Source organism: Haladaptatus paucihalophilus DX253, from assembly GCF_000376445.1.
Lineage (GTDB): Archaea > Halobacteriota > Halobacteria > Halobacteriales > Haladaptataceae > Haladaptatus > Haladaptatus paucihalophilus.
Window position 1 is genome coordinate 41,262 of the sequence record NZ_AQXI01000003.1, and the last position, 24,949, is coordinate 66,210.

Annotated in this window: 23 protein-coding genes; 16 read left to right on the top strand and 7 right to left on the bottom strand. The window is 63.0% G+C overall.

Annotated elements, in window-relative coordinates; all coding sequences use genetic code 11:
- Window positions 1–27: 27 nt before the first annotated feature.
- The gene (locus B208_RS0118805) at window positions 28–750 is read right to left on the bottom strand and encodes an EthD domain-containing protein (RefSeq protein ID WP_007977142.1); all 723 of its coding nucleotides are present in this window, start codon (window positions 748–750) and stop codon (window positions 28–30) included.
- A 300-nt stretch (window positions 751–1,050) separates the two neighbouring features.
- Between B208_RS0118805 and B208_RS0118810 the strand changes: the two genes are divergently transcribed.
- Genes B208_RS0118810 through B208_RS0118825 form a run of 4 tightly spaced genes read left to right on the top strand, consistent with a single transcriptional unit; the run spans window position 1,051 to window position 5,741 of the window.
- Window positions 1,051–2,301, top strand: a complete 1,251-nt coding sequence (locus B208_RS0118810) for an ABC transporter substrate-binding protein (RefSeq protein ID WP_007977145.1) — start codon at window positions 1,051–1,053, stop codon at window positions 2,299–2,301.
- A 1-nt stretch (window position 2,302) separates the two neighbouring features.
- Window positions 2,303–4,276, top strand: coding sequence for an ABC transporter permease (locus B208_RS0118815; RefSeq protein ID WP_007977148.1), 1,974 nt, complete (start codon window positions 2,303–2,305; stop codon window positions 4,274–4,276).
- Entirely contained in the window at window positions 4,276–5,028 is a 753-nt protein-coding gene (locus B208_RS0118820; protein WP_018129061.1) for an ABC transporter ATP-binding protein, read from the top strand. The genes B208_RS0118815 and B208_RS0118820 overlap by 1 nt, the downstream gene beginning before the upstream one ends.
- Window positions 5,028–5,741: an ABC transporter ATP-binding protein gene (locus tag B208_RS0118825; RefSeq protein ID WP_007977152.1), complete on the top strand. Its 714-nt coding sequence runs from the start codon at window positions 5,028–5,030 to the stop codon at window positions 5,739–5,741. The genes B208_RS0118820 and B208_RS0118825 overlap by 1 nt, the downstream gene beginning before the upstream one ends.
- 19 nt (window positions 5,742–5,760) lie before the next feature.
- Here B208_RS0118825 and B208_RS0118830 read toward each other — a convergent pair whose 3' ends face one another.
- The gene (locus tag B208_RS0118830) at window positions 5,761–6,243 is read right to left on the bottom strand and encodes a VOC family protein (protein WP_007977153.1); all 483 of its coding nucleotides are present in this window, start codon (window positions 6,241–6,243) and stop codon (window positions 5,761–5,763) included.
- Window positions 6,244–6,342: 99 nt separating this feature from the next.
- Here B208_RS0118830 and B208_RS0118835 point away from each other — a divergent pair, with 99 nt between their 5' ends.
- Both B208_RS0118835 and B208_RS0118840 read left to right on the top strand, forming a co-directional pair.
- On the top strand, window positions 6,343–7,617 hold the full coding sequence (locus B208_RS0118835; RefSeq protein ID WP_007977154.1) for a M24 family metallopeptidase: 1,275 nt from the start codon (window positions 6,343–6,345) through the stop codon (window positions 7,615–7,617).
- 229 nt (window positions 7,618–7,846) lie between these two features.
- The gene (locus B208_RS0118840; RefSeq protein ID WP_007977155.1) at window positions 7,847–8,461 is read left to right on the top strand and encodes a hypothetical protein; all 615 of its coding nucleotides are present in this window, start codon (window positions 7,847–7,849) and stop codon (window positions 8,459–8,461) included.
- A gap of 100 nt (window positions 8,462–8,561) precedes the next feature.
- Here B208_RS0118840 and B208_RS0118845 read toward each other — a convergent pair whose 3' ends face one another.
- Window positions 8,562–9,506, bottom strand: a complete 945-nt coding sequence (locus tag B208_RS0118845) for a DMT family transporter (RefSeq protein ID WP_007977156.1) — start codon at window positions 9,504–9,506, stop codon at window positions 8,562–8,564.
- A 374-nt stretch (window positions 9,507–9,880) separates the two neighbouring features.
- Here B208_RS0118845 and B208_RS0118850 point away from each other — a divergent pair, with 374 nt between their 5' ends.
- Both B208_RS0118850 and B208_RS0118855 read left to right on the top strand, forming a co-directional pair.
- Complete coding sequence (locus tag B208_RS0118850; protein WP_007977157.1) at window positions 9,881–11,395, top strand: aldehyde dehydrogenase family protein; 1,515 nt, start codon at window positions 9,881–9,883, stop codon at window positions 11,393–11,395.
- Between the two features lie 165 nt (window positions 11,396–11,560).
- Complete coding sequence (locus B208_RS0118855) at window positions 11,561–12,160, top strand: HD domain-containing protein (RefSeq protein WP_007977160.1); 600 nt, start codon at window positions 11,561–11,563, stop codon at window positions 12,158–12,160.
- Window positions 12,161–12,179: 19 nt separating this feature from the next.
- On the opposite strand, the gene B208_RS0118860 is transcribed toward B208_RS0118855, so the two are convergent.
- Both B208_RS0118860 and B208_RS0118865 read right to left on the bottom strand, forming a co-directional pair.
- Window positions 12,180–12,872 carry a YqjF family protein gene (locus B208_RS0118860; RefSeq protein WP_007977163.1) on the bottom strand — a complete coding sequence of 231 codons (693 nt, stop codon included), beginning with the start codon at window positions 12,870–12,872 and terminating at the stop codon, window positions 12,180–12,182.
- 55 nt (window positions 12,873–12,927) lie between these two features.
- Window positions 12,928–13,893: an NAD-dependent epimerase/dehydratase family protein gene (locus B208_RS0118865; protein WP_007977165.1), complete on the bottom strand. Its 966-nt coding sequence runs from the start codon at window positions 13,891–13,893 to the stop codon at window positions 12,928–12,930.
- A 152-nt stretch (window positions 13,894–14,045) separates the two neighbouring features.
- Here B208_RS0118865 and B208_RS0118870 point away from each other — a divergent pair, with 152 nt between their 5' ends.
- On the top strand, window positions 14,046–14,564 hold the full coding sequence (locus B208_RS0118870) for a hypothetical protein (RefSeq protein WP_198292382.1): 519 nt from the start codon (window positions 14,046–14,048) through the stop codon (window positions 14,562–14,564).
- A gap of 69 nt (window positions 14,565–14,633) precedes the next feature.
- A complete protein-coding gene (locus B208_RS0118875) occupies window positions 14,634–14,855 on the top strand; it encodes a hypothetical protein (RefSeq protein ID WP_007977169.1) in 222 nt (73 codons plus the stop codon).
- A gap of 2 nt (window positions 14,856–14,857) precedes the next feature.
- Here the strand turns inward: B208_RS0118875 and B208_RS0118880 are convergent, their stop codons facing one another.
- The gene (locus B208_RS0118880; protein WP_007977171.1) at window positions 14,858–16,579 is read right to left on the bottom strand and encodes a thiamine pyrophosphate-binding protein; all 1,722 of its coding nucleotides are present in this window, start codon (window positions 16,577–16,579) and stop codon (window positions 14,858–14,860) included.
- Window positions 16,580–16,696: 117 nt separating this feature from the next.
- Between B208_RS0118880 and B208_RS0118885 the strand changes: the two genes are divergently transcribed.
- Window positions 16,697–17,959 (top strand): MFS transporter, encoded by a 1,263-nt coding sequence (locus B208_RS0118885; RefSeq protein WP_007977173.1) that lies wholly within the window; start codon window positions 16,697–16,699, stop codon window positions 17,957–17,959.
- Here B208_RS0118885 and B208_RS0118890 read toward each other — a convergent pair.
- Complete coding sequence (locus B208_RS0118890) at window positions 17,945–18,640, bottom strand: helix-turn-helix domain-containing protein (protein ID WP_007977174.1); 696 nt, start codon at window positions 18,638–18,640, stop codon at window positions 17,945–17,947. The genes B208_RS0118885 and B208_RS0118890 overlap by 15 nt on opposite strands.
- 163 nt (window positions 18,641–18,803) lie before the next feature.
- Between B208_RS0118890 and B208_RS0118895 the strand changes: the two genes are divergently transcribed.
- The 5 genes from B208_RS0118895 to B208_RS0118915 are packed head-to-tail and all read left to right on the top strand — an operon-like array spanning window position 18,804 to window position 24,821.
- Complete coding sequence (locus B208_RS0118895; protein WP_007977175.1) at window positions 18,804–20,492, top strand: ABC transporter substrate-binding protein; 1,689 nt, start codon at window positions 18,804–18,806, stop codon at window positions 20,490–20,492.
- On the top strand, window positions 20,493–21,446 hold the full coding sequence (locus B208_RS0118900) for an ABC transporter permease (RefSeq protein WP_007977176.1): 954 nt from the start codon (window positions 20,493–20,495) through the stop codon (window positions 21,444–21,446). It abuts the gene before it with no gap.
- Window positions 21,443–22,459: an ABC transporter permease gene (locus tag B208_RS0118905; protein WP_007977177.1), complete on the top strand. Its 1,017-nt coding sequence runs from the start codon at window positions 21,443–21,445 to the stop codon at window positions 22,457–22,459. Before B208_RS0118900 ends, B208_RS0118905 begins: the two co-directional genes overlap by 4 nt.
- Window positions 22,456–23,508 (top strand): ABC transporter ATP-binding protein, encoded by a 1,053-nt coding sequence (locus B208_RS0118910; protein ID WP_007977178.1) that lies wholly within the window; start codon window positions 22,456–22,458, stop codon window positions 23,506–23,508. The genes B208_RS0118905 and B208_RS0118910 overlap by 4 nt, the downstream gene beginning before the upstream one ends.
- On the top strand, window positions 23,505–24,821 hold the full coding sequence (locus tag B208_RS0118915) for an ABC transporter ATP-binding protein (protein WP_007977179.1): 1,317 nt from the start codon (window positions 23,505–23,507) through the stop codon (window positions 24,819–24,821). Before B208_RS0118910 ends, B208_RS0118915 begins: the two co-directional genes overlap by 4 nt.
- Window positions 24,822–24,949: the final 128 nt, after the last annotated feature.

The window sequence follows — 24,949 nt, forward strand, 5'->3', positions numbered from 1 at the left end:
CCAAACACGTCCGACCGAAATCCGCGCTCAGTCTCGCGTCTCGTCTTTCTGTACCGTTTCCTCGCCGATGAAGCGCGGTCGCTTTTCGAGCGCGAGGAAGTTGTTCACGTCCTCGCGGGCTTCCTTGGCCTTGCCTTTGTCGGGGTCGTAGTCGCGGCTGCCCTCGCTGCCGAGGGCGTCGTGGAGCGCATCGAGGTCCTCGAAGTAGAGTTCGGCGATGCCGTCGAACTCGGCGTTCTCGGGGTCGGTCGGGAGCACGGTGTCGTATTTGACGACGCCCTCGATTTCGCGGGCGATGGGCGTGTGGTTGTTCTGCCAGTGGTCCACGAACTCCTCGTGGCTCATGCCGTCCTTGCGAACGAGGAAGGCGGAGTGTTTGTACAGGCCGTCGGTTTTGCCGTCAACCTCGTCCTTCTGGGTGACGACTTCGCCGATGAATCGCGGTCGCTTTTCGAGTGCGAGGAAGTTGTCCACGTCCTCGCGGGCTTCCTTGGCCTTGCCTTTGTCGGGGTCGTAGTCGCGACTGCCCTCGCTGCCGAGGGCGTCGTGGAGCGCGTCCAAATCCTCGAAATACAGTTCGGCGAGACCGTCGAACTCCGCGGCGTCGGGGGTCACCGGGAGGACGGTGCTGTATTTGACGACGCCTTCGATGTCACGGGCGATCTCCGTGTGGTTGTTCTGCCAGTACTCCACGAACTCCTCGTGGCTCATGTCGTCCTTGCGCACCAACAAGGCAACGTGCTTGTACATTTCGTTCGAGGGCACAGTCCGTGCTGTGATAAAAGGCGCGAAGCATGTCGGCTCAGGCGACTTTCGCCCGGAAATTCAACACCATCGTTTCCGCTGTTTGTCGTCCTCTCTCCGGTCGGTCTCTCCTTCGACCCCGACTGACGACGAGGAGTAGAAACGGAGACGTCTGTGAACGCTAAACTCGACGCCTCCGGCGTGTTTCTCACCTTCGTATAAATCTTCCACCGCTGTTGGGTGCATCAAAAACATTCACTTACGAATACACAATCATTTATTATGCATCATTTGCTCCTTGTTGCCATGGCTGACAGTAATACGGGACAGGCGAACGGTTTCAAGACGACTCGGCGCGCCGTTCTGGGTGCGGTTGGGGCGGGAGGTATCGCCGGGGTTGCTGGCTGTCTCAGCGACATCGGCGGCGGAGGCGGCGGGAGCGATACGGTAAAGTACGGGGTTCTCAACCCGATGACCGGACCGTACGCGGGACTTGCGAAGGAACAGAGGAAGGGGGCGAAACTCGCGGTGAAGACGATAAACGACAGCGACGAGTACGATTTCACCATCGACGCGCAGTACGGTGACACGCAGGCGGACGCGGAAACCGGGCAGCAAGAGGCGCGGAAATTGGTCGAACAGCACGGCGCGTCGTTCGTCATGGGGGCGATTTCCAGTTCCGTTGCGTTGGGCTTGAACGAGTTCGCAACGGAGGAGAGCGTGGTCTACTCCCCCGGAGCGGCGGCCATCCCCATCACGGGTGCGAACTGTAACAAGTACGTGTTCCGCTGTGAGACGAACACGGCCCAAATCGCCGAGGCGTGTTCCGAATGGACGCTCAACAACCTCGGGAGCAACGTCTGGTTCCACATCGCGGATTACGCGTACGGGAAATCCGTCCTCAGCGAGTGGCGCTCGCGGATGAAGGGGTCGAGCGCCGACTTCTCGGAAGCGGGCGTCACGCGGGCCAAACTCGGCGCGAAGAACTTCGATTCGTTCATCAGTCAGATCAAGAACTCCGACGCCGATGTCGTCGTCGTCGGTTCGACGGGCGGCGACCTCATCGAGTTCCTCAATCAGGCGAACGCGCAGGGACTCACCGACCAGAAGAAGGTGATGACGACCACGGGGTCGTTCCAAGTAATTCGCGGGGCGCTCGGCGAGAAAGCCGACGGAGTTTACAGCGGGACGCGATACGTCCCCAAAATCGACGCGGGCGACAATCAGGAGTTCGTCGAAGCGTACAAGAGCGCCAACGATAGCGAACCCGGCAACTTCGCGCGGGTCGCGTACGACTCCATCCGCATGGTCGCAAACGGAATCAAGGAGGCCGGAAGCACCGACCCCGACGACGTTGCCGACACGCTCGGCGGACTGAAGATGCAGTCCCTCTTCGGGGAGAACGAGTTCCGGAGCTGTGACCATCAGGCGAAAAACCCGGTCTGGGTCGGACAGAACGTCTACGAGAGCGGTCCGATGGCCGACGTGAAACTCATCGAGAAGGTGAGCGGCGACGACGCGATACCGCCGTGTGACCAAACCGGCTGCCAGCTCTGATATGGCGGGGGTATTCTTCGAACAACTCCTGAATGGGTTAACCATCGGCGCGGTGTACGTCCTGTTAGCGGCCGGTCTCTCCATCATCTTCGGCGTGATGGACGTCATCAACTTCGCCCACGGGGAGTTCTTCGCGCTCGGCGCGTACCTCGCCGTCGCCATCGTCGCCGTCGGCACCGGCGGCGGCATGTTCTGGCTCGCGTTGCTCGTCGCGCCGCTCGTCGTCGCCCTCATCGCGGCGGTCATCGAGCGCGGCACCATCCGCCCGCTCTACGGGCGAAACCCACTGTATCACATCCTCCTCACGTTCGGGTTGGTCCTCATCTTCGAGGACGTCATCTCGTTCGTCTGGGGGGACAACGCCAAGCAGTTCGCCCAGCCACCGCTCCTCCGCGGTCCCGTCGATTTGCTCGGGTTCAGCTACTCGAAGTACAACTTCTTCGTCATCGCCATCGGCGTCGTGATGGCCGTCGGAACGTGGCTCCTGTTGAATCGCACGCGGTTCGGCCTCGTCGTTCGCGCTGGTGCACAGGACCGCGAGATGGTTCGTCACCTCGGCATCGACATCGACCGCTACTACACGTTGGTCTTCGCTTTCGGGGCGTTCCTCGCCGCGCTCGCCGGAATCGTCCTCGGCGCGAAACAGAGCGTCAACCCGGGGATGGGAAACTCGGTCATCATCCCTGCCTTCGTCATCGTCGTTCTCGGCGGATTGGGAAGTTTCCGCGGTGCGGTGGTCGGCGGGTTCGGCGTCGGTCTCATCGAGACGTTCCTCCGGAGTCCGCCGTTCGGCTTGGACGCGTTTCTGCCGAACCTCGAAGGGTTGGTTATCTTCCTGCTGATGATCGGAGTCTTACTCGTTCGCCCGCAAGGGTTGTTCGGCAACCCCGAGTGGGAGTCCTCGGACGGCGGCGGCGAACTGCTGACCGGCGGCGGTGGCGGCGTGTTGGACGGCCAAACGCGCTTCCGTCTCGGCGCGCTCGTCGTCGCCCTCCTCGCGCTCGCACCGCTCGGAATCGGCGTCCTCTACACCTCCTACGAGGTGAACTCGCTGCTCCTGACCACGCTGGTCTGGGCGCTGTTCGCGTTGAGCCTCGACTTCGTGATGGGCTACGCCGGACTCGTCTCGCTGGGCCACGTCCTCTTCTTCGGATTGGGCGCGTACAGCACCGTCCTTACGGTCGAACACGGGATGCCGTCCGTCTTCGTCGCCTTGGGCGTCGGGATGGTCGTCGCGGCCCTCGTCGCGTGGGCCGTCGGCCACCTCTCGATTCGCGTCTCCGGCGTGTACTTCTCGATGATCACTCTCGGCTTCGCGGAACTGTTCTTCCAACTCGTCCAGAAGGTCGGCTTCACGGGCGGCAGCGAAGGGCTGTTCGGATTCGACCCGGTGTACGGACTCACGAGCGGGCCGGAGGTCGGTGACGTGTCCCTCCTCGGCGACATCGAACTGTACTACTACTTCGTCCTCGCCGCGGTCGTCGGGTCGTACCTCCTCGCCAGACGGATGATGAACGCGCCGTTCGGGAGCGTGCTCCAGGGCATCCGCGAGAGCGAGGAGCGCGCCTCGTTCATCGGCTACGACGTGACCGCCTACAAGCGTCGCGCGTTCGTCGTCAGCGGCGGGTTGGCGGGGCTTGCAGGCGGTCTGTCGGCGATTCACACCGGCGGCGTCTCGCCGTCAGTCTTCGCGTGGATAAACTCCGGCGAGGTCATCGTGATGACCATCCTCGGCGGGATGGGTACCCTATACGGGCCGATGATAGGTGCGGGCGTATTCTTCGGCCTGCAGGAACTCCTGCAGTCGTTCACCGAACAGTGGCAGGGAATTCTCGGCGTCGTGTTCGTCCTCTTCGTCATTTACGTCCCGGAGGGGCTTGTCTCGGTACCGGCGATGCTTTCCCGGCACACCAACGACGAGACCGGCGGCGGTCCCGAACCGGTCGCGGAACCCGACTCGGAGGTGAGCAACTGATGGCGCTCCTCGAAACCACGGACCTGACGCGGCAGTTCGGGAACTTGGTCGCCACCGACGACGTGAATCTCGCCGTCGAAGCGGGCGAGTTTCGGAGCGTCATCGGCCCGAACGGGGCGGGAAAGACGACGCTGTTCAACCTGATTTCCGGCGCACTCTTTCCCACCTCGGGGACCATCACGTTCGCGGGCGAGGACGTCTCTCGACTCCCGCCGCACGAACGGGTTCGTCAGGGTATCGGGCGGTCGTTCCAGATAACGACGGTTTTCAGCGGTCTCAGCGTTCGTGAGAACGTCCGACTGGCCGCACAGTCCGGCCAGCGGTTCTCCCCGCGACAACGACTGTTCCACCCGACGGACGACTTTCCCGCTGTCGAAAAGCGCGTCGAGGAGGTCCTCTCGCAAATCGGCCTGACGGAACGGGCGGACGAACGCGCCTCCGCGCTGGCCTACGGCGACCGACGGCGACTGGAAATCGGCCTGGTGCTCGCCACGGACCCGCGGGTCGTCCTGCTGGACGAACCGACCGCCGGGATGAGCGTGGAGGAGACGCTGGCGACGATGGAACTCATCGACGACGTACTCGCCGACCGGACGGTGTTGCTCATCGAACACGACATCGACCTCGTGATGAACGTCTCCGACCGAATCACGGTGCTCAACCGCGGCCGCGAACTCGCGACCGGAACGCCGGCGCAGGTGGCGGCGAACGACGAGGTGCAGGCCGCGTACCTCGGAGGTGTTCGGACCTGATGCTCTCCATCGACAACCTGCGCGCGGGGTACGGCGAAACGGAAGTGCTCTCGGGCGTCTCGCTCGACGTTCCGGAGGGCGAAGTCGTCGCCCTCATCGGTCGAAACGGCGTCGGAAAGACGACCACGCTTCGCTCGATTACGGGCGCGCTGACGCCGAGGTCGGGCACGATTCGGTTCGACGGCGAGGACATCACCGGCTGTTCCCCCGTCGAATCCGTCAAGCACGGTATCGCGCTCGTCCCCGAAGAGCGACGGGTGTTTCCCGGTCTCACGGTCCGTGAAAATCTCTCCGTCGGGGCGCTCGGCGGGAACGACAGCGCGCGGCGAAAATCCGTCGAGGAGGTCCTCTCCGCGAGCGCGTTCGAAAACCTACAAGAACGCAAAAACAGCCGCGGCACCGACCTCTCCGGCGGCGAACAGCAGATGCTCTCCATCGCCCGGGCGCTGGTCTGTGGCGCGGATTTGCTCATGCTGGACGAACCGACCGAGGGCCTCGCCCCCCTCATCGTCGAACGCGTGGAGGCGCTCATCCGCGACCTGAACGAGGAGGGAATTACGGTCTTCCTCGTGGAGCAGAACGTCGCCGTCGCGCTCTCGCTGGCCGACAGGGTGTATCTCCTCGACCAAGGGCGAATCGTCTTCGAGGGGACCCCGCAGGAGTTGGAGGCGAACGAGGAACTGATGGACAGACACCTCGGAATCAGCGTCTAAGCGCATCTTTCGTCCGATTCTATTCCCGACCTCCTTCCCCGACTCGACTCCCGTTGACGAACAACTCCCGCGGCGGACGCCGGTTTTCGTGGTAATCGTCGTGGTACTCCATCAACTGGAAGAGCGCGCCGCTCGGGTTTCGCGGCGAGACGAACGCCTCCGTCCACGTATCGAATTCGGCTCGGTCGATGACGCGAATCCCGTGTTCGCGGAGCGATTCGACGACGGCGGCGATGTCGGCGACTTCGAGCGTGACGTGGTGCAGCCCCGGTCCGTGTCGGTCGAGAAAGTCCGTGAGGAAGGTGTCGTCGGCTATCGGTTCGATGAGTTCGAGTCGGGAGGCGTCGCCCAACCGATAGTACGCCCACCGAAACCGCTCCTCGACCGTTTCGACCGAAAGTCGCTCGCAGCCGAGGGCGAGCAAAATCGGTTCGGCGTCCTCGATGGATTCGACGGCGATGCCGACGTGGTCCACTCGAATCGGCGTGTCGTGTGTGTTCATTGCCCATGACGAAGGAACGGACCATCTTGAACGTGTAGGCGACAATCTATCACGGACGATTCGGGAAATTACATAACGCCGCTCCGTGTACGGTTTCGCATGGGGTTCTATCAACGCGATTTCATGGAAGGGACGCGCGGAACGATGAGCGTCGATTGGGAGGAACGAATCGACATGCAGCGGATGCGCGAGGAGCGCAAGGAGCGCGCTCTCACTCGGATGCGCGAAGCGGGACTGGGGAGCATGCTCCTCATCAACGACCCGAACGTCCGCTACGTGACGGGGCTCGCCATGACGGGCGGGTCCGGGGCCGACCACTACACCCTGCTCACCGAGGACGGCGATATCGTCCACTGGGACACGGCGGACCACGCGAGCAACCAACAGTTCAACTGCCCGTGGATTTCCGACATCCGCTACGCCTGCCCCGGCCTCGGGAACGTCCCGCGAGCGTCCGGGCGCGACTCCGCCCGCGACTGGTTGAAGGACAAGATGGCCGGACTCGTCTACGAGGCGATGGAGGAGTACGGCGTGGCGAAGGAACCGATGGGAATCGACATCGGCAACGCTCCCCTCATCTCGAAGTTCGAGGACCGCGGCGTGGACGTCCGCACCGACGAGTGCGCGAAGGTAATGGAGGACGCCCGCAAGGTGAAGACGCGCGACGAAATCGAGTGTCTGCGGATGGTCGCCGCGCTCTGTGAAGCGGGCTTCCAGCGCATCACGGAGACCGCAAAGCCGGGCGTCCGCGAGTCGGAAGTGTGGGGCGAAGCCACCCGCGAACTGTGGGGGCTCGGCGCGATGGTCCAAGGCGGCTACGTCACCTCCGGCCCGAACACGTGGCCGAAACACCAGGCGAACACCACGGACCGCATCATCCGTCCCGGCGACATCGTGTACGCCGACTTCTACAACATCGGCTTCATGGGCTATCGGTCCTGTTACTACCGAACCTTCAGCATGGGCGAGCCGACGCAAGCCCAGCAGGACGCCTACGAAACCGCCCGCGACAACCTCTACGACGTGCTGGAACGCATCAAACCCGGCGCGACCACGGACGAGATTTGCAAGGGCTTCCCGGACATGGAGGGCGAACACGCCGACTGGTACGACGCCACCGACCACTGGCAGATGACGACCAACCACTGGGCGCACGGCCTCGGTCTCCAACTGTACGAAGTGCCGCTCATCTGGCGCGGCATTTCGCCCGACCACCCCATCGAAATCGAGGAGGGCATGACGATGGCCGTCGAGACGATGGAACCCGCCGACAGACAGGGTGTCCGCGTCGAGGAGATGGTCGTCGTCCGCGAGAACGGCGTCGAGATTCTCAGCCAGTGGCCCGTCGAGGAAATCACGCAGATAGAGTATTGAGTCACAGTAACTGCGTTCGACGCTGTTTGTTTTCCTCGTTTTGTGTTCGCTCCTCTGCAACATCTATCTATAATTATTTTACTATAATATATCTTAGAATAAGATTTAAATATCTATGGTGATTAAAACTATATGTATGACTAGAAAAAGAAAAATTAATCGGAGGAGTATTCTCAAAAAAGCTGGTGCGTCGGCGATCGGCGCTGTCGCCCTCAGTAGTAGTGGCGTCATGGCAGAGGAGCCGGAGCACGACCGGGAACTCGAAAAGCAGTATCTGAATGAGGGAGCACTTCGGAGTACGCTCGCCTCCCGCGGACACGACGTGCTCGCTGAGCTGGCCGCACACGACATTATCGCACGACCGTCACCCGAGGTGTTCGATTTGGACACGAAACTCGACAGCACGCGAGTTGAAGCCTCGTGGGCCACCGACGGATGGACCGTCACGGAGTACACGAATCAGGAGGACGTTCGGACGGCTCATCTCATGTTTTCGAAGACAACCGACGAGTACGACCTCACCCTTCACATCCAACCGCAGGCCGAGAAGGAGTACGCGCTGGTCGAATCCAAAGCGTCCGATGAGGAGTTCGCCATCGACCCCTCACTCGACAGGACGAAATTCCCGCTGACGACCGACGGGGACGTGCAGGCGAGTAGTTGTTCGGACAGTTCATTCTGTACGGGAGAAATCTGCAAGGTTATCGGGGGCAGTCAGAGAGAATGTTACTCGAAACGTGCCTACATAACCTGCAATCAGCGAAACGGTAAGTGTCGCTGTTACTCGTCGGGTGAGGATTGTCCATATTCCGAAGGCCTCAAGGCCTGTTACATGTCGTGTTAGATTCGGGCGGATAATTTCCGTCTTTTGACGAAACGATCGGCCCGGTGCCGTCTGCAGAAACGTTCCTTTTTTCGAACCGTTCCACGCACCAGCCACCGGCTCAGTCTGCCTTCGAAGATTCGGCACTTCCAGCGGCGCGTCCGTCGATATAGCCCCGAATCCCGCCGACGACTCGCGGCCACTTCACGAGGAGGAAGCCACAGAGGATGGCGAGGAAACCGCCCCCCGTCGTCGGGGTGAGTCCCTCGCCCAAGACGACCCAGCCGAAGACGGCGGCGAAGGGCGGGATGACGTACTCGATGAGTCCCATCTCTATCGGGCCGAGGCGGTGGAGGAGACGGAAGTAGACGAGGAACCCCAGCGCGCCGGGAACGACGGCGAGGTAGAGCACCCAGACGAACGAACTCGTCGTCGGTGCGGCGGCGGCGAACCCTTGCCCCGGAACGACGAACGCCGCGGCGTCGAGCGCGAGCGCGCCGACCGCGAGCATCCACGCTTGGAGGGAAAGCCCGGCGAGTCCGGCGTCGTCCTCGTCGGTGAACACGGCCCCGACGACCCACGCGACGGCGGCCCCGAGGACGAACCAGACGCCCACGTCGCTGAGGAACCCCCCCGCGCTCGGGTTTGCGATGAGGACGACGCCGACGAATCCGAGGAGGACGCCGACGGCACCCCGCGCGGAGATGGATTCCTCCGGGCGGAACGCCGAGGTGACGACGGGCGTGAGAACCGGGACGAGGCCGAGGAGGGTCGATGCGACTGCGCTCGTGACGTACACCTGCCCGGCGAAGAGGAGCGCGTGATGCAGGCCGATGTTGAACACGCCGCCGACGAGGACGGGCGTCCAGTCACCCCGCCCACGCGGTCGGAGCGAGCGCCCGGTCGCGGCGGCGACGGCGAAGAGGACGAACGCGGCCAAACTGAAGCGGACGGCGGCGAGAGCGACCGGCGGAAACCCGTCGAGCGCCGCCTTCGTCGCGGGGAACGCGGTCCCCCACACGGCGGCGAGCGAGAGATAGAGAGCGATGTCACGACGGCTAGCCATTATCGGCATCTGGTCGTTGGTACTTAGATGGGTTTCGATACGAAACGATGAGGTGAATGGGGATTTCTTTTGTAAGTGTTCCAGTCTCGATGGGTACCTCTTTGAAAATTCTAACAACGCTCGTTACGGATAGAATCTGCTTTCGAGGTCCGTTCCGTCTCTCTGATGGCCTCGAAAGCCGTCGGGTAGTGTGCCCTCTCGCTCGTCCCAGCGCGCGTCACAGGGAAATCCGAGCACTCTCGAAACGAGAGAGAGGTGTAACTGAAACAGGCCCCGAATCATCAAAATAAGCCGAAAAAGAAACCATATTCGGTTACATATGTCGGAATTAGATACATACACTTATTGGGAACCGTAACGGTTCTTAACGCGGGATGTCGACAAAATCAGCCAGTGAACGCAAAACCGAGATTCAACAACGCCACGAAACCGCCGCCGCCGAAGTCGTCCCGAGCGAACTGAAGCTGTACATCGGCGGGGAGTGGGTCGAAAGCGCCTCCGGCGAGACGTTTCAGACGAGAGACCCGACGACGGGCGAGGTACTGGCCGACGTACAAGCCGGAAATGCGGACGATATCGACCGCGCAGTCGAGGCCGCGTGGGAGGCGTACGACGAAACGTGGTCGGACTACTCCACCGCAGATCGACAGGAAGTCCTCGAAACCATCGCCGACAGAGTGGAGGCGAAAAAACAGGAGTTCGCCACGCTCGAATCGCTCGACAACGGCAAGCCGATTACCGAGGCGCGAATCGACATGGGACTCGTTGCCGACCACTTCCGGTACTTCGCCGGAGCGGCGCGGACGAACGAGGGGACGACCGTTCCGACGGACGACAGCCGACACGTACAGACCATCCGCGAACCCTACGGCGTCGTCGGACAGATTATCCCGTGGAACTTCCCGCTGCTGATGGCGGCGTGGAAACTGGGTCCGGCCCTCTCCGCCGGAAACGCCGTCGTCCTGAAACCGGCAGAGGAGACGCCGTTGACCGTTCTCAAACTGATGGAGGAGATAGACGACGTGCTTCCGGACGGCGTCGTCAACGTCGTCACCGGATACGGTCGGGAGGCCGGTGAACCGCTCACCCAGCACTCCGACGTGCGGAAACTCGCGTTCACCGGTTCGACGGAAGTCGGCAAATCCGTGATGAAGAACGCGGCGGACAACGTCGCCGACCTGACGCTCGAACTCGGCGGTAAGAGTCCGCTCGTCGTCTTCCCCGATGCCGATTTGGACAGGGCGGTTCAGACCACGATCATCTCCATCTTCTTCAACACGGGCGAGTGTTGCTGTGCGGGGTCGCGTTTGTTCCTCCACACCGACATCAAAGACCAGTTCGTGGAGAAGTTGGCCGCGGCCGCGGAAGACCTCACGGTCGGCGACCCGCTCCTCGACAGCACCGACCTCGGTCCGAAGGTGACACAGGAGCAGGTGGACCGAACCATGGAGTACATCGAGACCGCCCGCGACTCCGGTGCCACGTTCGTTACCGGCGGCGAGGCACCGGACGACGAGGCGTTGGAGAACGGTTGTTTCGTCGCCCCGACGCTCATCGACGACATCGACCACGACAATAAAGCAGTGCAGGAGGAAATCTTCGGTCCCGTTCAGGAAGTGTTCGAGTGGACGGACTACGACGAGATGATAGAGCGGGCGAACGACGTGGAGTACGGTCTCGCGGCGGGCGTCATCACGAACGACGTAACGAAGGCCTACGAAACCGCGAAGGACATCGAGGCGGGCAACATCTGGGTCAACCAGTACAACGACTTCCCCGCCGGACAGCCGTTCGGCGGCTACAAACAGTCCGGAATCGGACGCGAGACGGCGTTCGAAGCGGTCGAACACTACACCCAGACGAAGACCATCAACCTCTCGCTGAACTGACAGCGATAATCGTCTTTTTCGGAGCCGGGTTCGTGGCGATTTGAGCGATTCCGGGCTTCGAAGTACCCCCCGTCACAACCGAAATCGCAGTTGAGTGACTCACCCGCTCGCGGTCCGACTCTCATTCACGAACCATTACGTTCTCACGAATCAAACCGATTCTTCATGAGCGACGACACTCCCGACTACCGGACACAAGTGGAAAGCGCCTATCCGGAACTCCAGTCCATCGAGGACGACGAATTGCGCGAGAAGGTCATCGAGGCGTGGGTGCTCGGCCTCGAACGCGGCGGCTGGAAGGACATCGAGGACATTCCCTACGCGTGGAACATCCACGAGAAGACGAACGTGGAACACGTCCGCGGCGTGACGCGCATCGCCATGCGCTCTGCGGAGGAACAGCGCGAGTTCCACGGGGCCGACCCGGACGAGGATACCATCATCGCGGCGTGTCTGCTCCACGACGTCGGCAAGTGCTACGAGTACGTGGATTTCGCGGACGAGGACCAACTGCTCGACCCCGACCCGACCTACGCCACGGAGGAGATTCCTCACTCCCTGTCGGGGTACGCGCTGGCCCACGAGGTCGGCTGTCCGATTTCGGTCCAGCGCGCGATTCCGCACTTCCTCGGCGAGATTCCGACGCGCACGCTGGAAGCCGAGTTGGTCAAGAGCGCGAACTCTGCGAGTTCGAACGCCATCACTCAGTCCGCGATGGGCATCACGCTCCAGGAGTGGGTCGAGAAGTACAGCCAAACGCAGTGAAGTCCGACGGCACTCGGACTCAGAGCCACTTCCGACGGGACGATACGATGTCAACACCGGGGCTGTAGTAGCAAATCGGGTCCCCGTCCGGGTGGGCGAAGTTGTTCGCCCGGAAACTCTCGTTCACGCCGAACTCGACCGTCGCCGGGTACAGCGACCACACGTCGTGGTCCACGTTCGCGTAGCCGATTTTTCCACCCCGGCCGCCGACGTAGAACCGGTAGCGCTCGGTGAGGAACGCGGCCAGCGAGTCGGGGTCGGCGTCGAGTCGCCCGCCGGTCGGTTCGTAGCGCGCGTCGAACCGCAGCGGTTGGTCGCCGGGATGGGTGCGACGACTCCGGAAGCGAACTGCACCGTCCCGTTCCGCCATCTCGATGGTCGCGTTGTAGTACGGCAGTCCGAAGGCGAGACGGGCACCGAGCACGGACAGCAGACCGTCCGCGTCGAGGCTATAGAAGAAGACGGCGGGTCGGTCCTCCCCCGGAACGGTGACGTAGGTTCGGAGGTTGAGTTCGGGCAAGGACACGCCGACGGCGGCGGGAAGCCCCCGCGGACGAACCGCGACGTTCGTGAAGGGAACGACGCTGAGCCACGCTTTCCCATCGTACGTGTCCACCTCCAACCCTTCCGGAAGTCCTCGCTCCACGATTTCCGGTTCGACCGGCCAGTTGGCGAACAGCAGTCGTCGCCATCCCATCTCGATGCCGAGCATTGGGACGTACTTGGAAACGGTCGCAAAAAGCAGTTCCGTCGTTCGATTCGTCCCCTCAGACCGTCTCCAGTCCGTTCTCCTCGCGGAGCACGTTGATGTACGACCGGAACCCGCTCTCCAGGTCGTAGCGCGGTTCGTAACCCAAATCCTCTTGAATCGCGGTCATGTCGAGCTTCTGGGTCCACGGGAGTTTGCCCTCGTCGGACACCTCCAAGTCGGCGTCGGGCACGATTTTCTCGACCGTCTCGGCGGCCTCACGAATCGTCGCCACGGTGCCGCGAACGTTGTAGACGCGCTGGTTCAGGTCCTCGTCCGGCGTGAACGCCGCGCGGCGGAACGCCTGTGCGATGTCTTCGACGTGCTGCCAGTCGATGACTTGATCACCGTACTTGACGCTGAACGGTTCGCCGAGCGCGGGCTTTTCGATGATATTTGCGAGGAACGCAGAGCCACCCGTTTCGCGGTACGGACCGTAGGCGACGGTCGGTCGGAGCGCGACGTGCGAGAGGTCGTGGTCCTCGAAGTACACCCTCGCTTGATGTTCGTTGAACTCCTTGCTCGCACCGTAGAGCGTATCGGGGTACACGAGGTCGTCCTCGGTCACCCAGTCGTCGTCGTAGTTCGCGGGCGGTGCGAACACGGCGGCGCTGGACGCCCACGCCACGCGCTCCACTTGGTCGGAGAACGTGCGCGCCGCCTCGAAGATGGTGTTCGTGCCGCGAACGTTCACGTCGATGGCGAGGCGAGGGTTCTCGCGCGCCGTCGTCGTGAGCAGCGCCGCGAGGTGAACGATTCGCGTCGCATCGGTCTCGCGCACCACGCGGAACACGTCCGTCGAGTCGGTGATGTCGCCGCGGCGAATCTCCACGTCGTCCGCGATGCCGAGTTTCTCCAAGATGCGCGTGTCCGTCGAAAGGTCGTAGGCAACCACGTCGTGGCCGTGGTCGAGCAGTTCCTTCGCCGTGTACGACCCGATGAAGCCTGTCCCGCCAGTGACGAGCACCGTCTCGCTTTGCGCCATGGTTTTTTACTCTCCGGCTGGCAAGAAAAGGTTTCCTTCCTGTTTTTTCGTGACGGGGTGCGAACCGGGGTACTCGTGTCTCCTTGCGTTCGTCTCTGACCGCGATTCGAACTGGCGTACATTCTTACGTGATGACGCGGAATTTCTGCGTGATGAACCTACGCGAGGACCGGCTCGTTATCTCGAAGCAACTCACTGAACTCGACGAGGAGGTGATTGAATTCACCGGTGTCCTCGAAGACGTAGGCATATCATACGTTATCGTCAGTGGCTACCTCGCCATCCTCACCGGACGCTCCCGTTCAACCGAGGACATAGACATCATCCTCGAACCCCTTTCCGAGTCGAAGACTGAAACTCTGGTGTCGACATTGAAAGACCGTGGCTACTGGGGAATGGCGATGCCGCTCGATAGTATGTACGAGATGCTGAGCGACGGCGACCGAATTCGCGTCGCCGAGGAGGAAACGATGATTCCCAACTTCGAAGTGTGGTTTGCAGGCTCTTCTCTCGAACGAACCGCCTCCGAACCCCGCTTGTCGCCGACTTCGGTCAGAACACCCTCAATGTCAGCCCAATCGAGTTGCAAATCGCGTACAAATTACAACTCGCACAGGGTGCTGACAGCGTCACTGGTAAGGACTTCGAGGACGCCTTACACCTCTTCCTGACATTCAGGGAGCAACTTAATACGGACGAACTCGAACGTCACGTCAACGAACTCGGAGTGAAACGATACTATGACGAACTCCAAAGCGCGTGACGCCGAAGATCGACGAGCGTTCATCAAGCAGTGGGCCGAGTACGTTCGCACCCACGACGACGAGGAGTGGTCGCGCCAGCAGAAGACGGTCGTCGATTCGCAACTCCAGTCCGCGAGGGAACTCGCCGCGAAGGGTGAAACCGACCCCGCCGAGTTCGTCCGAAAGCGGGACGAAATCGCGCGGAAAAACGCCGACTGATTTTACTCGTGTAATCCGCCCGTTTCGGCGTAGAACGAGGATTCCAGCTGTTCGGCCATGTCCTCCTCGCGGTCGATTCGCGCGTCGATGACGAACGGAACGTCGCTTTCTTTCCCCGTTCGAAGCGCGTCGGCGAGTTCTTCGGGGGTCACCGCCCGCGTCCCGTCCGCGCCGAAGCCCTCGGCGACCGTGACGAAATCCGTATCGTGGAATTCGACGCCCGCGATGTCGCCGTCTTCCTCCTGCATCTGGCGCACCATGCCGAGACTGGTGTCGTTCAGCACGACGAACGTCGGCGCGACGCCGTTCTCGACGGCGATTTCGACGCTGGTCATGGTCATGGTGAAGCCGCCGTCGCCCGCGACGCCGATGACGTCCTTGTCGGTGGTGATGGCGGCGCTGACCGCGGCCGGGGCGGACCACCCCATCCCGCCGACGCCTCCCGACCCGAAGTAGGTCCGAACGGCGGGCGTCTGGAGGTAGTTCAATAGCCAGAATCGGTTGTTGCCCGAGTCGGCCGTGACGATGGTGTCCTCGTCCACCATCGCCTCGATTTCCTTCACCGCGCGCTGCGGTTTGATGGGCGAGGCGTCGCTCTCGCATTTCTCGGTGAAAAACGACTCCCGCGCGGTTTCCGCCCGGTCGCGCGCCCAGTCGTTGTCGGCGCTCCCGGCGTCCGATAGCGCCCGAAGGCTCTCCTTCGCGTCGCCGATGAGTCCCACGTCGGCGGGGTACACCCACCCCGCGTTTCGCGTGTCGATGTCGGCGTGGATGATGGTCTGTTCGTCCGGGCGGATGAACGAGGGTGCCTGCCAGTTGGTGTCCATCGGGTTCATCCGGCAGCCGACGACGAGCAGGGTGTCGGCCTCGCTGACGACCCGATTCGCGCCTTCGTGGCCGAACGACCCGATGACGCCCGCCGCGAGGTCGTGCGTCTCGGGAATCGTCGATTTGCCGAGATAGGAGGTCGTAACGATTGCATCGTACGCATCCGCGACGTCCCGGAGTTCGTCGTAGGCTCCCGCCGAGTGGACGCCGTTCCCGGCGATGATAACGGGACGCTCCGCGGATTCGAGTGCCTCGACCGCCGCGCTCACGTCGCGGTCGGTCGGCTTGGACTCCCAGTTTCGAACCTGCTCCTCGCTGTCCCAGACAGGCGGTATCGGGTTTTCGGGGACGTCATCCGTAATGGCGTTGCCGTCGAGGATGACGGCCGTCGGTCCCGACCGGCCCGCCGTCGAGTGTTTGAACGCGAGTTGGACGCTTCGTATGGTCTCGGTCGGCGTGCGCGGGAACCAGTGTTCTTTGGTCACGCCGTCCAGAATCTTCGGGAGCGAGAGCCCGCCGTAGTCGCCGCGTGACTGCTGATAGGGCGCGAGCGTCGAGTAGTCGCCGCGCTCGCTCGCTTCGGTCAAGACCACCATCGGTGAGGAGGCGAGCCGGGCCTCCATCTGTCCGATGACGCCGAGGCTCCCTATCCACGGTCCCTGTCCGGCCAGCACGGCGGGCTTGCCGTGGAGGCGGCCGTACATCTCGGCCATCACGCTTCCCTCGCGTTCGTCGCGCGGGCGAACCACGTCCACGCTCGACTCGGGGAGGTCGTCGAGCAACTCGATGACGCGCCCGCCCGGATAGCCGAACACGTACTCCACGCCCAGCGATTCGAGGACGGAAACCAGCGCTTCGCTCGTCGTCTCTCCCGCACCGTCGTCGAGGCCTGTCATGCTACTCGAATCCACCCGCTCTCGTCTCTTTGTTCTGTCGATTATCACGGTCGTTTCTGTAAAATCCGGCTCGATTCGGGCGACCGTTTATAGTCGGGACCGGCTAGGGTGTCTCCAGTGAAGCGAAACGACCGAACCATCCTCGGCCTGACCATGCTGGCCCACGCGATGGTTCACACCTACGAACTCTCCCTTCCCATCCTCATCCCGGTCTGGCTCGTCGAGTTCGGCGCGTCGAAGGCCACGCTCGGGGTCGTCCTCTCGCTCGGCTACGCGCTGTTCGGCATCGGTGCGCTGCCCGGCGGCGTCCTCTCCGATAGCTACGGCTCCCGCCGACTCATCGTCGTCTGTCTGCTCGGCATGGGTGGGTCGTTTCTCCTCCTCTCGTTCGCCCCGACGCTCCCCGTCATCGCGCTTGCGCTCCTGTTGTGGGGGACGGCGGCGAGCGTCTATCACCCGTCCGGCCTCTCGTTGCTGAGCACCGGCATCGAACCCGACGACCAGGGGAGCGCCTTCGCGTACCACGGCATCGCCGGAAACGTCGGTATCGCCTTCGGCCCGTTGGCGACGACGCTCCTCCTGCTCGCGTTCGGCTGGCGGACCGTCGTCGCCGTCCTCGCGGTTCCCGCCCTCGTCGCCGCCGTGGTCGCGTTTCGAACGTCCATCGACGAGACGGCGGCGGTCGAGACGGAAACGCGTGCGCGGGATTCGAGCGCGGAGCGAACCACCCGTACCGACGGCGGCCTCACCTCGATTTCGGACCTCCTTTCCGCCTCTCGGTCGCTCTTTTCGGGCTGGTTCGTCGCCGTCTTCGGCGTCGTCATGCTCTCCGGACTGTACTACCGCGGCGTATTGACCTTCCTCCCGGACCTCCTCTCGGGCCTCTCGCTCTTCGCGCCCATCGACGTTGCCGGAAAATCGCTCGAACCGGCGCGCTACCTCTACGCCGGACTCCTCACCGTCGGGATGGTCGGACAGTTCGCGGGCGGCAAACTCACCGACCGCGTGGAAAACACCGCCGCCATCGCGGTCGCCTTCGGCACGTTGGCGCTCATCGCGCTCGTGTTCGTCCCCGCCGCGGACGCCGGGCTCGTCCCCCTGCTCGTCGTCAGTTTCGCGCTCGGATTCTGGCTGTTCGCGGTGCAACCGCTGTATCAGGCGACCGTCGCCGAGTTCACGCCGCCCGACGCCCGCGGTCTTTCATACGGCTACACCTATCTCGGCGTGTTTGGAATCGGCGCGCTCGGTGCGGCCGTCGCTGGCTACGTGCTCCAGTACTATTCGCCGACGGTCCTGTTCCTCGTCCTCGCGGGATTCGCGACGGTCGCGTCCCTACTCGGCGTCTTGCTCTCGCTTCGAGCGGGGTCAGAGTTGGTTTGAGTTGACGTGCTTGCCGACCTCCTCCATCACCTTCCGCTCCGCACGGGCGAGGTGTTCCCACGCCGTCGTGGATGCGATGCCGACGGTATCGGCGATGTCCTCGATGCTGGTCTCCTTCTTCGGTCGGTAGTAGCCGAGGTCGATGGCCGTACCGAGCACCTCTCGCTGTCGTCCCGTGAGTTCGTGGACGACGCGCGAGAACTCCAACTGCTCCTGTTCTGCGACGGTCCCGAGTTCGACGTTTCGAACGAGGTCGGTCTCGTTCCCGGCGCGTTCGAGCGACTCGACGATTTCGTTTAGGTCGTCCGCGTCGTCCAGATACAACGTCCAGCGTTCCCACCCGGCGGCTATCGTCGCTCCGGTTCGGTAGTGGACGCCCAAGTCGGTCAACCGCTGTGAGATGCTGTCCCACTGGTAGCTGTCGATGGTGACGGCGACGAGGACTCGCGGCACGTCGAGCGGCGTCAACGCGTCCACGTCCAGTACGGGTTCCGCGGCCTCGAACTCGTCGAGGAAGCCCGCAATCGACGTTTCCGGGCCGGTTATTTCGATGATGCGTTTTCGCTCCGCGGCGCTTCCCGTCATCGACGAGACGGAGCGAATCGTGATGGCCGGGTAATCGGCGCTGATGTCGCTCTCCGGCTCGCCGTGGTGACGTATCCGAAGCGTCACTTCTCGCATAACTACAATCGAGGAAACCGAATGTGTTGAACCTTTGTATCCACTCTAGTTATCCTTCTGCATCGTATATTGTATGTTTCTATCATTTTCATATTCGATTCTTTGACAACCGAATCTATACGGGTATCCAACGAAGGGGGCTGTTCATCTGTACCATACTACCATGGGAAACAGTGGCAAAATTTCGGACGGAGCCCTCAGTGGCCCGGTTATCGACCGTCGGACGACCGTCAAACTGCTCGGTGCGGCAGGTATCACTAGCCTGGCCGGTTGTACGAGCGGCGGTGACGACAACGGCGACGGTGGCAGCGGTGGCGATGGTGGAACTGACGACGGTGGCAACGGCACGACCGACGTTCCCTCGGACGACCAGCGCGGTGGACGGTTGACGGCCGGGTGGTTCACCGGCAGCATCGACGTGCTCGACCCGCCGTACATCAGCGTCGGCCAGTACTTCCAGGTGGCCGCCAACGTGTTCAACGGCCTCGTCACGCTCAAAAAGGATCTGACCATTCGGGGCGACCTCGCCAAGGACTGGGAGGTCAGCAACGGCGGGAAGAAGATCACCTTCGACCTGCGTACGGGCGTGAAGTTCCACAACGGCACCGACTTCACCGCCGAGGACGTGAAATACACCATCAATCGGACGATTTCGGAGGAAGCTCCCGCCGCCTCGAAACTCGGGTCGCTCAAGCCGGTGGACGACGGCGGCGTCGTGGTCAAGGACGACCACACGGTCGAACTCAACTTCGAGGAACCGATGGCACCCGCCCTCGTCTACCTCACGCGCGGACCGGGCCGCGCCGCGACCATCGTCAACAAGGAGGCTATCGAAAAGATGGGCGCGGACCAGTACAAGGTGACGCCGGTCGGGACCGGTCCGTTCGAGGTCTCGAAACACGAAATCGGCTCCGGTATCACCCTCGACGCGTTCGAGGACTACTTCGAAACCGACAGCGACGGAAACGCGCTCCCGTACTTGGACGGCATCGACATCAAGCCGATTCCCGAACCCGCGACGCTCGTGAACGCGCTTCGGAGCGGCGACATCGACTTCGCCAACCTCGTGCCCCTCCAGAACGTGAAGAAGGTCGAGTCGGCGAGCGGCGTGACGAAACTGGAAGCGCCGGGAATCAACTGGTATGGATTTGCCATGAACGAGCGTCGGAAGCCGTTCGACTCGAAGAAGGCCCGCATGGGTATCGCGAAATCCATCGACAATCAGGCGTACGTGGACGCGGCCTACTTCGGCAACGCGCTCCCCGACACGGGTCCGATCAACAAGGCGACGAACTGGGTCTGGCGCGACGACAAGCCGACCGACCAGCAGTACGACCCCGAAGCGGGCAAACAGCTCATCAAGGAGGCGGGTGCCGAAGGGGCGTCCTTCTCCATCCTGACGACCGAAAGCAGTCTCCGCGGTGCGAAGGCAATGCGCCAACAGCTGAACAAGGCCGGGTTCGACGTGAGCATCGAACAGGTGACGAGTTCGTCCTACTGGGAACGCTACGAGAAGGGTAACTACGACACGACCATCAGCGGCAGCGTCGGCGACCCCGACCCGGAGCAGTCGCTTTGGAACTTCTACCGTAAGCCCGACGACGGGGGCGCGTGGAACTGGGTGAACTTCGAGGACGACAAGGCACACAACCTGCTCGCAGAACAGCGGAAAGCGCTCGACCGGGACGAGCGCAAGAAGCTCCTGCAGGAACTCGAAGACCACCTCATCAAGCAGGTCCCGCACGCCTACCTGATGCACCAGAACGACATCGCGGCGAAACGCTCGAACATGAAGGGATTCACCCACATCCCGTTCATGCGTAACTTCCACACGACGTGGGTCGAGGAATAGATGCGCCAGTACGTCGCAAAGCGGGTCGCACACGCCATCTTTATCATGTGGTTGGTGGCGACCACGGTCTTCTTCGGCCTGCGCCTGATTCCGGGCGGTCCGGTTCGGACCATGCTCGGGCAGGAAGCGACACCGAAAGCGGTTGCGGCGCTGCGGGCGAAACTCGGCCTGAACCAGCCGCTGTACGTCCAGTATTTCGACTGGCTGAAGGAGATGCTCACGCTGCACTTCGGCCAGAGCCTGAGCACCGGCCAGCCGGTTTCGACGCTGGTCTCGCAGGCCGCACCGAAGACCCTCTCCATCGCGATTCTCGCCATCATCATCGGCCTCGGTGTCGCCATCCCGACCGGAATCATCAGCGCCACGCGCAAGGGCGAACCGGTCGATTACGCGGCGACGGTGACGGCGTTCCTCGGCGTTTCCATGCCCGCGTTCTTCGTCGGCATCCTGCTCGCGCTGGTGTTCGGCGTCTGGCTGAACCTGCTTCCCGTCTTCGGCTACACGCCGCCGAGCGAGGGACTCGTCCCGTGGCTGGAGAGCGTCCTACTCCCCGGCATCGCGGTCGGCCTGCCGTACGCCGCCGTCGTCATGCGGATGATGCGCTCGTCGTTACTGGAAGTGCTGAACGAACCGTACATGCGAACCGCCCGAGCGAAGGGCGTCAACGGTCGCGTGATGCTGTTCAAACACGCGCTCCAGAACGCGCTCATCCCCGTCATCACCGTCGCCGGGATTCAACTCGCGCTGGTGTTAGTCGGCAGCGTCACGGTCGAACTCGTCTTCGGGATTCAGGGACTCGGCAGACTGCTCGTGGATTCGATGCTCGACCGTAACTACCCGGTGACGCAAGCGGTCATCCTCATCGTCGCCGCGGTGATGGTGTTCACGAACCTCGCGGTGGACCTCGTGTACACCGTCATCGACCCGCGCATCGGCTACGGAGGGAACCAATGACGGAACACACCGATTCGAACGTCGGCCACAATGCGACCACCGAGTCCGGCGCTCCTGTTGAATCGGGACCCATCGACGTCCCGCCAGAATATCGGGAGGAAGAACACTACGAGGAACACAAATCGACGCGCCAACGCCTCGTCGAGGGGCTACTGGCCGACAAGATGGCGTTGTTCGGTGCCGTGGTCGTCTTGTTGTTCGTCTTCGTCGCAATCTTCGCGCCGGTCGTCGCACCCCACGACCCCGAGGCCACGTTCGGCTTCATGAAAGCGCCGAACTCCCACTCCGTGGGCAACTACGACGGCGCGCCCGGAACCGAATCCGTGTGGCATCCGCTCGGGACGGACTCGTTCGGGCACGACATCCTCTCGCGCATGATCTACGGTGCGCGGGTTTCGCTGCTCGTGGCCCTCTCGACGGTCGCCGTGGCGTTCACGCTCGGCACGTCCATCGGCCTCCTCGCCGGATTCTACGGCGGCTGGGTCGATAGCGTGCTGATGCGCTACGTCGACTTTCAGTGGGCGTTCCCCGAACTCATCCTCGGGGTCGGTATCATCGCCATCTCCGGCGGGTTGGGCATCACGAACGTCGTCATCGCCATCGGTATCGCGTATATCGACGACTTCGCCCGCCTCGTTCGGGGCGAGGTGCTGTCGCTCCGCGAGGAGGAGTACGTCATGGCGGCCCGCGCCATCGGCATGACCGACAAGCGGATCATGACGCGGGAAATCCTGCCGAACGCGGTCGCGCCGCTCATCGTGCAGGCGACGCTCATGATTCCGCTCGCCATCCTCGCCGAGGCGGGCCTCTCGTTCCTCGGTCTGGGCGTCAAACCGACGACGCCCACGTGGGGGCTGTTGCTCTCGGACGGGCGGCAGTTCATCGGCGAGGCGTGGTGGATAAGCGTCATGCCCGGCCTCGCCATCATGCTGGTAGTCCTCGCGTTCAACATGCTCGGCGACGGTCTCCGCGACATCTTCGACGTGAGCGACGGGGAGGTCGAGAGCCGATGACCGTCCTCGAAGTCGACGGGCTTCACACCCGATTCCCGACCCCCAGAGGGACGGTGGACGCGGTGAACGAGGTGGACTTGCGCATCGAACCCGGCGAAATCGTCGGTCTCGTCGGGGAAAGCGGGTCGGGAAAGAGCGTCCTCGCGGAGAGCATCATGGGCATCGTCGAGGAACCGGGCGAAATCGCGTCGGGCGACATTCGACTCCACGGGGAGTCGCTGCTCGACCTGCCCGAATCGAAGCGCCGTGAAATCCGCGGCGGGACGATTTCGATGGTGTTCCAAGACCCGATGAACAGCCTCAACCCGACGCTGACCGTCGGCGAGCAGATCGCCGAGATGGTCCGACTCCACCAACCCGTCGGCGAGTCGGTGAGCCTTCCGGCGGAACTCAAGCGAAAGCTCGTCGGGTCCTCGAAGAACGGTCAGGCGTGGCGGCGGGCCATCGAGATGCTCGAAAGCGTCGAGATTCCCGAGCCGGAGACGCGGGCGAGCGACTACCCCCACGAGTTCTCCGGCGGCATGCGCCAGCGGGCGATGATAGCCATGGCGCTGGCGGCCGAACCGGACCTGCTCATCGCAGACGAGCCGACGACGGCGCTCGACGTGACGATTCAGGCCCAAATCCTCGACGAACTCAGGGAGTTGAAGGACGCCTTCGACACGTCAATTCTGCTCATCACGCACGACCTCGCGGTCGTGTCCGAGGTGTGCGACCGGGTGAACGTGATGTACGCCGGGGAAATCGTCGAACGCGCCGACGCGACCGAGCTGTTCAGCGACCCGCAACACCCCTACACGCAGGGTCTCATCGCCAGTACGCCGCGTCTCGACGCGCCGATGGACAGCCTCGAACCGATAGACGGGAACGTTCCCGACCTCATCGACATCCCCTTCGCGTGCCACTTCGCGCCGCGCTGTCCCGAAGCCACGCGGGAGTGTTACGAAATCGACCCGAACTTCCGACCGGTCGATGCTGACACGGACGGCGAATCGAACGACCACGTTGCGGCGTGTCTGCGCCGCGGACCCACGGAGGAACGACTATGAGCATGCAGCTAACGAGCGCCGACGAGACGTCCGACACCGAACCGTTGCTCGCCGTTCGCGGCCTGAAAAAGCACTTCGACCAGTCGGGGGGCGTCCTCGACAGACTGGTCGGCGACACGGCGAGCGTCCGCGCCGTCGATGGCGTCGATCTGACGGTCACCGAGGGCGAGACGCTCGCCATCGTGGGAGAGTCCGGCTGTGGCAAATCGACGCTCGGTCGGACGATTCTCAACCTGCACGACGCGACCGACGGGTCGGTCGAATATCGCGGGACGAACCTCTCCGAGCTCTCACAGCAGGAGATGCGACCGTACCGGCGCGACCTGCAGATGATATTCCAGGACCCCCTGGCGTCGCTGAATCCGCGCCAGACAGTCGGCGAAATCATCACCGCGCCGATGGAGGTCCACGGCATCGGCGACAGCGACGAGGGCCGACTGGAGCGGACGAAAGACCTCCTCCGGCGCGTCGGATTGAAGGCCGGACACATCGAACGCTACCCGAACCAGTTCTCGGGGGGACAACAGCAGCGCGTCGGTATCGCCCGCGCGCTCGCACTCGAGCCCGAACTGATAATCGCGGACGAACCCGTTTCGGCGCTGGACGTGTCCGTGCAGGCCCAGATTCTCAACCTCCTGGACGAACTTCAGGACGACCTCGGCCTGTCGCTCGTGTTCATCGCGCACAACCTCTCGGTCGTGCGCCACGTCGCCGACCGGGTGGCCGTGATGTACCTCGGTCGAATCGTGGAGACCGCACCCGTCGCGGAACTCTACGAGAATCCACAGCATCCGTACACGAAATCGCTGCTGTCGGCGGTGCCCCGCATCGACCCGGCGGACCGCGACGAGCGAATCATCCTCGAAGGGTCGGTTCCGTCGCCGTTGGACCCGCCGTCCGGCTGTCGGTTCCACACGCGCTGTCCGATGGTGATTCCGCCCGAGGACTGGGCGGGCACCGACGAGGCGTTCCGCGCGGCCTTCGCGTTCAGGAACCACGTGCTGTCGGGCGAACTCGACCCGGACGCCGCGCGGACCCGTCTCGAAGCCGAGGGGCGCGAGACGGACGATTCGAGCGTGGCGTCGTACCTCGTGGCGCAACTGCTTCCGGGCGACCCGGAGGCCTTGCCGTCGGACGCGGGCGAGGCCGTTCGCTCGGCGGCGGACGCGTTGGCCGCCGCCGACCACGAACGCGCGAACGAAATCGTCGAAAACGCGTTTCCGTCGCCGTGCGAACGCGAGACGCCACAGCCGACCGACGCGGGAGACGGACACGCCGCGGCGTGCCACCGCGTTACTTCGCAGGGTTCCTGACGAAATCGCGGATTCTCTTCGTCGTTCGTCCCTCGGCCGGACGTATCTGTCATCCACCGTCCGGCGTCCGGTCATCACGCCGGACCGGGGACGACGAAAACTCGGTGCTGAAGCGCTTCGTGGCGATT

What these genes read in the sequence shown, in the direction of transcription:
- B208_RS0118805 (WP_007977142.1), bottom strand. Translation starts at nt 750, where the DNA reads ATGTACAAGCACGTTGCCTTGTTGGTGCGCAAGGACGACATGAGCCAC.
- B208_RS0118810 (WP_007977145.1), top strand. Translation starts at nt 1,051, where the DNA reads ATGGCTGACAGTAATACGGGACAGGCGAACGGTTTCAAGACGACTCGG.
- B208_RS0118815 (WP_007977148.1), top strand. Translation starts at nt 2,303, where the DNA reads ATGGCGGGGGTATTCTTCGAACAACTCCTGAATGGGTTAACCATCGGC.
- B208_RS0118820 (WP_018129061.1), top strand. Translation starts at nt 4,276, where the DNA reads ATGGCGCTCCTCGAAACCACGGACCTGACGCGGCAGTTCGGGAACTTG.
- B208_RS0118825 (WP_007977152.1), top strand. Translation starts at nt 5,028, where the DNA reads ATGCTCTCCATCGACAACCTGCGCGCGGGGTACGGCGAAACGGAAGTG.
- B208_RS0118830 (WP_007977153.1), bottom strand. Translation starts at nt 6,243, where the DNA reads ATGAACACACACGACACGCCGATTCGAGTGGACCACGTCGGCATCGCC.
- B208_RS0118835 (WP_007977154.1), top strand. Translation starts at nt 6,343, where the DNA reads ATGGGGTTCTATCAACGCGATTTCATGGAAGGGACGCGCGGAACGATG.
- B208_RS0118840 (WP_007977155.1), top strand. Translation starts at nt 7,847, where the DNA reads ATGGCAGAGGAGCCGGAGCACGACCGGGAACTCGAAAAGCAGTATCTG.
- B208_RS0118845 (WP_007977156.1), bottom strand. Translation starts at nt 9,506, where the DNA reads ATGGCTAGCCGTCGTGACATCGCTCTCTATCTCTCGCTCGCCGCCGTG.
- B208_RS0118850 (WP_007977157.1), top strand. Translation starts at nt 9,881, where the DNA reads ATGTCGACAAAATCAGCCAGTGAACGCAAAACCGAGATTCAACAACGC.
- B208_RS0118855 (WP_007977160.1), top strand. Translation starts at nt 11,561, where the DNA reads ATGAGCGACGACACTCCCGACTACCGGACACAAGTGGAAAGCGCCTAT.
- B208_RS0118860 (WP_007977163.1), bottom strand. Translation starts at nt 12,872, where the DNA reads ATGCTCGGCATCGAGATGGGATGGCGACGACTGCTGTTCGCCAACTGG.
- B208_RS0118865 (WP_007977165.1), bottom strand. Translation starts at nt 13,893, where the DNA reads ATGGCGCAAAGCGAGACGGTGCTCGTCACTGGCGGGACAGGCTTCATC.
- B208_RS0118870 (WP_198292382.1), top strand. Translation starts at nt 14,046, where the DNA reads ATGAACCTACGCGAGGACCGGCTCGTTATCTCGAAGCAACTCACTGAA.
- B208_RS0118875 (WP_007977169.1), top strand. Translation starts at nt 14,634, where the DNA reads ATGACGAACTCCAAAGCGCGTGACGCCGAAGATCGACGAGCGTTCATC.
- B208_RS0118880 (WP_007977171.1), bottom strand. Translation starts at nt 16,579, where the DNA reads ATGACAGGCCTCGACGACGGTGCGGGAGAGACGACGAGCGAAGCGCTG.
- B208_RS0118890 (WP_007977174.1), bottom strand. Translation starts at nt 18,640, where the DNA reads ATGCGAGAAGTGACGCTTCGGATACGTCACCACGGCGAGCCGGAGAGC.
- B208_RS0118895 (WP_007977175.1), top strand. Translation starts at nt 18,804, where the DNA reads ATGGGAAACAGTGGCAAAATTTCGGACGGAGCCCTCAGTGGCCCGGTT.
- B208_RS0118900 (WP_007977176.1), top strand. Translation starts at nt 20,493, where the DNA reads ATGCGCCAGTACGTCGCAAAGCGGGTCGCACACGCCATCTTTATCATG.
- B208_RS0118905 (WP_007977177.1), top strand. Translation starts at nt 21,443, where the DNA reads ATGACGGAACACACCGATTCGAACGTCGGCCACAATGCGACCACCGAG.
- B208_RS0118910 (WP_007977178.1), top strand. Translation starts at nt 22,456, where the DNA reads ATGACCGTCCTCGAAGTCGACGGGCTTCACACCCGATTCCCGACCCCC.
- B208_RS0118915 (WP_007977179.1), top strand. Translation starts at nt 23,505, where the DNA reads ATGAGCATGCAGCTAACGAGCGCCGACGAGACGTCCGACACCGAACCG.